The following is a 4,331-nucleotide window of genomic DNA, read 5'->3' as shown; positions in this document are numbered from 1 at the left end:
CGCCCGCTCGTAGAAGCGCTTCGTCTCCGACCAGTCGCCGTCGCGCTCGGCCAGCAGCGCCCAGCGGCGATAGGTGTCCGACATGGTGGTCAGCAGCTCCGCCGCCTCCGGCGTGGCCGGCGCGATCTGGCGGATGCGCTGCACCGTTTCGTAGGCGTTGTCGCCGGGCGGGGTGGTCAGGCGCTTGCCGGCGATCTGCCGGCGAGCCTGATCGACCATCGCCCGCACGCGCTGGGCGGCGTCGGCATCCGGGACGGCAGCCTGCTGCGGCACCGCCGGGATGGCGGCGGCCGACGGATCCTCCAACGGCGGCAGCGAGGCGACACCCGGCGCCGCTTCCGTCGTACCGCTCGCCGCGGTCGGCCTGGCCGCGGCCGGCGGTTGCGCCTGGGGTGGCGCCGGGGACGGCGGCAGTGCGGCGGTTTCGACCGCGGCGGCGGGGGGCGGCTTGGACACGGTCTGGGTGCCGACCGGCGGCGCCGCGGCGGCCGCCTGCCCGGCCGGCGGCACCGCCGCGCTGGACGGCGTCACGGCCGGAACCGCGGCAGAGGCGGTCAGGTCGGGAGCCGGTGCGGCGGGCGCACTGGTCCCGGTCTCTGCCGCGGCATGCTGCCGGTCCGCCGACGCGGTGGCACCGGTCAGCCCCTGCACAGTCCGCTCAACAACCTCGCGCGCCCGGGTCCACCCCTCCTCGACCATCGCCAACGCCCGGTCGGGGAAAGTGCCCGGCACGGCGGTGGCAATGGCGGCACCGGCGGCCCCCAACAGAATCAGCGTGGTCAGCGCCGCTCCGGCATAGAGGGCGGTCCGGCGTGGCGCCCGCATCGGCCCGACGGGCGCCGGACCTTCCGCGCCCGCCATCTGCCCGGCGCCGTGGTCGGTCCAGCTCCGATCGCCCTGCCAGCGCTCTTCAGACCAGCCCTCCTCTTGCCGCCGCCCCACCGACCAGTCGTTGGCGGGCGGGATCGCGGCGGGTCGCGCCGGATCCGGCTGTGGCTGGGGCGGGACCGCCAGCATCGGCGCGGGCCGCGACGGCAGGGCGACCTCACGGACCTCATCGACGAAGCCGCCGGCCGTCATCCGGTAGAGCACGCCCATGTCGCGCAGCGCATCGGTCAGCCCGGCACGGGCCAGCGTTCCTTCCAGTTCGGGCGTGCCGCACAGCAGCACCTGCAGGAAACGGCCGGCCGGCGTTTCCGCCCGCGTCAGATCGACCAGATCGGCCAGCACCGGCGGCGCCAGGACGGCGGCGTTGTCCACCGCCAGCAGCCCGGATCCGGCAAGCTCCAGCCGGTCCTCCAGCGCCGCGATCAGCGTGTCGAAGTCGGCCTCGCCGCCCTCCCCATCACCTGCCAGATCGGGCAGCGCGCCGGTGCCGGCGGCGGCGATCAGATCCTCCACCTCCGAACCGACCGACGCCGCGACCGGCAGCGCCATCGCGCCATCGGCCTCGACATGGTCGACCAGCTGGCGGAACAGGGCGGGACGCCCCGATCCGGCGTCGCCGACCAGCACCAGAAGCCTCTTGCGGGCCAGAAAGGCCAGAACCAACCCATCGCGGATCTCGGCCGGCGTGGCGCCGACGGACTCGGGAACCGGATCGTGGTGGCCCGGAGCGGCGCGCCGGACGCGCGAAGACTGTTTCGGGGCAGAACGGTCCATGGACATCTCGAGAGGCCGATCAGTGAAGGATGCGCTGGTGAGACTCTAGTGATGCGCGCCCCAAGCCCCGACGGAGCAAAGGGCGGCTCCCCCCTCTCTTCCGGGGTGGGTGGACTGACCCTTCCGGAACGAAAGCAACCCTGGTCCGCCGGACGGGGGAGCGGTATAGGGTTGCCCCCGAAATTCGGTCATCTCCCACCATCCGGACGGCGACAGGCATGCGAGTCGGAATCGATTTGGGCGGCACCAAGATCGCCGCCGTGTCGCTGGACCGCGATGGCACGGAACTGGCCCGCCACCGCCTCCCCACCCCCCGCAGCTATGACGCGACGCTGGAGGCCCTGGCCGAGACGGTGGGTGCGCTCGACCGGACGGGCAGCTGGAGTGTCGGCATCAGCCTGCCCGGCGTGGTCGATGCCGCCGCCGGCCGGGTACGCGCGGTCAACCTGCCCTGGCTGGAGGGGCATTCCTTCGCCGACGATGCGGCGCGGCGGATCGGCCGGCCCGTGCGGATCGCCAACGACGCCAACTGCTTCACCTTGTCGGAGGCCACGGACGGGGCGGCTGCGGGGGAAGCGTCGGTGGTGTTCGGCATCATCCTGGGCACCGGTGTCGGCGGCGGCATCGTGGTCGATGGCCGCATCCTGCCCGGCGCCAATGGGCTGGCCGGCGAATGGGGCCATGCGCCGCTTCCCTGGCGCGGGGAGGCGGACGGCCCGGCGGTGCCCTGCGGCTGCGGCAAGACCGGCTGCCTGGAAACCATCCTGTGCGGCGCCGGTCTGTCGCGCCTGCACCGCCATCTCACCGGCGCGGCGCTGGAGCCGCCGGAGATCGCCGCCCGCGCCCTGGCCGGCGATGCCGCCGCGATCCGGACCCTGGACCGCCACGCCGATGCGCTGGCCCGCGCGCTCGCGCCGGTGCTCAATCTGCTGGACCCCGACATCGTGGTGGTCGGCGGCGGCCTGTCGGCCCTGCCCGGCCTGTGCGAAGCGGTGACTCGGCGCTGGGGCGCCTGGACCCTGGCCGCCGCGCCGCGCACCCGGATGGCGGTCGCCCGGCATGGCGCGGAAAGCGGAATGCGCGGCGCCGCCCGCCTTTGGCCGGACTGAACGGCACCACTTTCAGGACGGCAGCCGCAACCAACGGTCACGGAGTGGCACGGGACTTGCGCAATCTCCGGCCGGACCGAACGGGGGTATGCCCATGATGCGGAAGAAAACGGGGACACGGGCTGTTGGCACCGGCGTCCATTTGCATTTTGCAAACCGGAACGCGACGCGGGCCGGAAAACCGGCGGTGCGTTTGCATTCTGCAAATAGCTTGGCCGCAAATGACATCAGTGCCATCCACGGAACCAGCCGCCATCTGGAGCATGCCTGCGCCAGACTGCAAGATGCGGCTGTCGAGTTGGAGACGGTGCTGGCAACCCTGCCGGGCGACGAGCAGGCCGACCTGCATGAGGCCATCGGCTCGATCATGGAGACGTTGCAATTGATCGCATCGGCCCATGCCCGGATGGAACCGCCCATCGCCGCCGACTGATACGCCTGATCCTACGCCCCACGTCCATCGGCGCCATCGATCACAGGGAACGCAAAACCTGGACTTTGTCTGGTGCTTCGACGAACACCGGATGGGTTCTGGCCGGAAATACGAAAAAAGGGCGACCCACGGGGATCGCCCTTTTCGCTCGACGGATCGGCCGATGCCGGTTCAGTCGGAAATGGTCTGCCAGAAGAAGAAGGCGACGGCGAGGACCATGATGGCGATGTCCATGGGAACGACTCCTGTGGATGACGGCGGATGGGCGTTTCGCGTCGATCTATACGACAGTTCGCTCGCCGGGGGCAGTGCTTCCGTTCCCCTGCGGCGGTTTTTCACCCTCCCGACCATTCCGTACGAAAAAATCCGGCGACCGGCGGGCCTCGGCGGTTCCGGAAGACTGCCGATGCGGACATGCCGCCACCGCGTTCCGCCCCGGATGCCCGCTTCGCAAGGCGTCTCACCGGCACGCTCAACCCTTTGTAAGCGAAAGATATTTTTCAGCCGGCCACGCGGCAGCAACCGCCAGGAGCCGTATTTCCAGGCGGTGAGGCTGCCTCCCAAATCCCTGCCAGCGGACCGGCGTCTGACGGCAAAATCGCAGCGCTATGACTTTTGTCAGGGGTTGCCTTCCCCATGCGCTTTCTGGCAAGAAAAAGGCCGCTGAACACAGCGGCCTTGAGTTTAGGGAGGAAACGCCCAAGAAGGGCGACGCAGCAATCGCTTGCTGCACTGCAACAGTACCAGATGACGGGGGCGCTGCAACCCCCAAAGCCGGCCCCTGCGTGGGGCCGCAGCTTTTGGCGGATTGTGTTGCCCATCAGACACAGCCGGGTCCTTGCTTTTTCTCGAACCGAAGCCATTCATACCGTCCGGCCGTTACACAACCGCGGCGGCCGGGATCCGGTCCGCTGCACATTGGGCAGGCAGTGATGATTAAGGATCCGGCTTTGACTCTTTTCCCCCGTCCGGCTTCACGCAATTCGACGCTTTCACCGCGTCGCTGGGCGACAGCACTCCGGCGCTTTTCTTCGATTATGACGGTACGCTGGCGGCAATTGCGCTGCGTCCCGATCTGGCGGTGATGCCGGACGAGACGCGCGCCGTGGTGCGGCGGCTGTCGACCC

Annotated in this window: 4 protein-coding genes; 3 read left to right on the top strand and 1 reads right to left on the bottom strand. The window is 70.1% G+C overall.

Annotated elements, in window-relative coordinates; genetic code table 11:
* On the bottom strand, nt 1-1,662 hold a 1,662-nt coding region (locus tag I71_RS34655; protein ID WP_049976486.1), incomplete at its 3' end, for an AAA family ATPase.
* Nucleotides 1,663-1,880: 218 nt separating this feature from the next.
* On the opposite strand from I71_RS34655, the gene I71_RS34650 reads away from it, so the two are divergent.
* The 3 genes from I71_RS34650 (at nt 1,881) to I71_RS38050 (ending at nt 3,871) form a co-directional block, all read left to right on the top strand.
* Nucleotides 1,881-2,771, top strand: a complete 891-nt coding sequence (locus I71_RS34650) for an ROK family protein (protein ID WP_042704844.1) — start codon at nt 1,881-1,883, stop codon at nt 2,769-2,771.
* A gap of 211 nt (nt 2,772-2,982) precedes the next feature.
* Entirely contained in the window at nt 2,983-3,204 is a 222-nt protein-coding gene (locus I71_RS34645; protein WP_244434239.1) for a hypothetical protein, read from the top strand.
* Nucleotides 3,205-3,367: 163 nt separating this feature from the next.
* A complete protein-coding gene (locus I71_RS38050) occupies nt 3,368-3,871 on the top strand; it encodes a hypothetical protein (protein WP_148294449.1) in 504 nt (167 codons plus the stop codon).
* Nucleotides 3,872-4,331 lie beyond the last annotated feature (460 nt).

Source organism: Azospirillum sp. B506, assembly GCF_000333595.1.
In the GTDB taxonomy this organism is placed as follows: Bacteria; Pseudomonadota; Alphaproteobacteria; order Azospirillales; family Azospirillaceae; genus Azospirillum.
Note: the sequence above shows the minus strand (reverse complement) of the source record. Positions and strands in the feature narration are given on the sequence as shown.